Origin of the sequence: Marinobacter fuscus (assembly GCF_003007675.1) — a bacterium.
Classification (GTDB): domain Bacteria; phylum Pseudomonadota; class Gammaproteobacteria; order Pseudomonadales; family Oleiphilaceae; genus Marinobacter; species Marinobacter fuscus.
Genome location: NZ_PXNP01000074.1, coordinates 1 through 2,681, shown reverse-complemented (window position 1 = coordinate 2,681; position 2,681 = coordinate 1). Strand labels below are relative to the sequence as shown.

General features: G+C 49.3%; 3 protein-coding genes. All 3 read right to left on the bottom strand.

The window, feature by feature from the left end:
- Window positions 1–497 precede the first annotated feature (497 nt).
- Window positions 498–1,106 carry a hypothetical protein gene (locus C7H09_RS09530; RefSeq protein WP_206074302.1) on the bottom strand — a complete coding sequence of 203 codons (609 nt, stop codon included), beginning with the start codon at window positions 1,104–1,106 and terminating at the stop codon, window positions 498–500.
- Between the two features lie 122 nt (window positions 1,107–1,228).
- Window positions 1,229–1,978, bottom strand: coding sequence for a PEP-CTERM sorting domain-containing protein (locus tag C7H09_RS09525; protein ID WP_106762294.1), 750 nt, complete (start codon window positions 1,976–1,978; stop codon window positions 1,229–1,231).
- Between the two features lie 249 nt (window positions 1,979–2,227).
- Complete coding sequence (locus C7H09_RS09520) at window positions 2,228–2,665, bottom strand: hypothetical protein (RefSeq protein ID WP_240616535.1); 438 nt, start codon at window positions 2,663–2,665, stop codon at window positions 2,228–2,230.
- Window positions 2,666–2,681 lie beyond the last annotated feature (16 nt).

The following is a 2,681-nucleotide window of genomic DNA, read 5'->3' as shown; positions in this document are numbered from 1 at the left end:
CGGCGCCGGAGCGCCAGCGGAGGGAACCAAAAGCGGTACGCTTTTGGCGTCCGGTTGACCGGCTGGTTAGTGGCAGGGTGTTGACGCTGCCTGCTCCCTGGCACTGACCATGACGGCCTACTCCGTTACCTCGCACCGGCTTGCGCCGGTACGGTTTGTTTAAAACCACCGCCAAGCCAGCGGTGGATGAACCTGTACTCAAAAGTACCAGATCCAGAATAAATTGTCGGCGGACAGCCCCAAACGGTGAACACCGAATTTGCTACAAACGCCTCTGACGATTAAAGCTGCCAAACCGGACGCGGACTCTGCTGGCCTTGGCACTCACCGAGTTGCCGGGTTTAGCTACCAAAGCCCGGTGCCAAGGCCACTGGCACACGGCCACCCAAAAGACCGAGGCCTTTGCCATTAACGCTTGCAGCATGCGCGCCCACGTAATGAAGCCGAAGGCGCAATGTAGTGGGCGTCGCCGTGCCTGCACTTGTTACGTGATGACATTAACACTGCCATAAGAACTTGGCGGAACCGTCGCACCCGCAACGAAACAAATATGCCACACCACCCCCGCCAAAATTCATTTCAGTTTGCCAATCTGGGCCCTGCTCTAGCTGAGCTACAAATTCCATGGGGCTATCACAGCTACTGCAAGCTGGAATTTCATCACCTTGAATCCATGACGGCTGACCAAACAGCTGGCCGAGTACCTCGCGAGGGCTATGGCTATTTTTTTCAGCCCATGAACTTCTTGAGTCCTCATAGTCATTTCCCTCAACCTTTATCTCTTTGGCCGAGTGTTCGGTCTCTCTTAAAACCATACCTTCTGATGGTGGAGTGACATACTCAAGCTCATCCGGCTTGATAACGACAACTGCATTACCACCACCATTTGGGTCCCAGTCATCACACATTCCAGGGTCGTTTTGGCACATGAATATTTGATGTAACTCTTCGTGCGCAGAAATTTTGGCTAGAAATTGCATTGGAAGGTTACAGCAAGCACATATAGGCCATTGAAAGGACTCGCCCACATTTTTTACAGGCTTTCCCCCAAAAGAAGTGCCGCTCATTTCTGTTGGCTCTGAGCTATTTATCAAAAGCTTAATCATAAGAAAAATGCTCTTAGTACACGTAACGCCAAGTTCAGCGGCCAAAGGTCCGCTGCAACTTTTTGTTAGGTATAAAAAAGCCCCGATTTACACCGAGGCTCTTAGGAAAAAGACGACTATGGTTAAACTGCTTCTTTATTTCTTCTTGAAAAACCAAGACCCGCTAAACCGAGACTTAAAAGAGCAAGAGAGCCCGGCTCAGGAACACTTACGGTATCATTATCATAAGTTGCTGCTGCGAATAATACAGCATCCCATTCATCCCTGGTTGCAACTGTTGCGGAACAACACCAGTCCCAAGATATGAAGCCGTAACTTCCGGAACCAACATCCCACATTGCCGCGTGAGATAAACCGCCAAACTCATACATTGAAGTGCCTGTGAGCGACGCCAAAGTTATACCCCCGTGGTCACTAGCCCCTGTTAGTGCGCCCAGACCTTCAAACGAGGTTCCGCTCACATTTGTTGTAGCTGTAATCGCATCCGTTCCGGGAATACCTCCATAAGACCAAACATTAGACCCACCGGTAACGCTATTAAGTAAATCCAAGCTGTTAGATGTTTCTGACCACAGCTGAATCACAGTTCCCCCACCAGAAACAAAATCATAGATATCTGATGAATTTGCATTGTTGGTGTTGGAATATTGGCCTAACAGAAGCACATCACCAGAAACGAGTGAAGTTGTAGCAGAAGACCATCCTGTAGAGGTTGATCCGGCGAATGAGCTAACGCTAGTGCCTAAACTTGCAGCCAATTCGCCTGCTGCTGCAGCGACCTGTGACGAATGATGAACAGAGGTATCGTAGATAACCCCAGCATTTGCTGCCCCAGCAAACAAACAAGCAGACAAGCAAACAATTTTTTTCATGGTAAATATCCTTTTTAGTTGGAAGCGAGCCAAAGCTAAGCAAAATGCATTCCATAAGTATTAACTCATTGTTTTATAATGTTTTTATTTCTCGAAACAAAAATACAATCTAAATCTGTAAAATATATCGACACACCTCTTATGTGCCGGTGTTACCTAACGCTGAGCACAGCGGCGACCTTGGAGTGGCGACGAAGGAGCCACGTAAAGGGCGTCCGGCGGCCATCGGCCGCGAACTGCTGCGACTTGTTAATTGGATACTTCAATGTACCACTTCGGTTTGATGCGCCCGAAATCTTTGCGGGTATTGGATTTCAGTGTTTTTTTAGAGTCCAGCACCTTTGCCTCGCCATGCTCCCTGGTAAAAACAACCCAGTGCCAGAATGACTTGCCGTGCTCGGTGCGCCATTTGATAGCCAACAGCGCTTTGTCCGGCAGACTTTCCCATGTTTTGAAGGGTGTCTCTTTGGGCGAAACGGAGATACCAAATTCACGAAGTAGTGCCCGAATATGTTCTGTTTCTGACCAGAGCGCGGTGTCTGCCGCATAAATGCCCAGTGCGTTTGCCTTTTTCTTGGCCCCCGCGTAACTGACACCGGCAAGAACGGCACTTGCCGCAATACCGCAGCCGGTTGGCTCTTCCTGGATGACAGGTTCCATAGCTTTACCAATTAACGCTTGCAGCATGCGCGCCTACGGAATG

What these genes read in the sequence shown, in the direction of transcription:
- C7H09_RS09530 (WP_206074302.1), bottom strand. Translation starts at nt 1,106, where the DNA reads ATGATTAAGCTTTTGATAAATAGCTCAGAGCCAACAGAAATGAGCGGC.
- C7H09_RS09525 (WP_106762294.1), bottom strand. Translation starts at nt 1,978, where the DNA reads ATGAAAAAAATTGTTTGCTTGTCTGCTTGTTTGTTTGCTGGGGCAGCA.
- C7H09_RS09520 (WP_240616535.1), bottom strand. Translation starts at nt 2,665, where the DNA reads ATGCTGCAAGCGTTAATTGGTAAAGCTATGGAACCTGTCATCCAGGAA.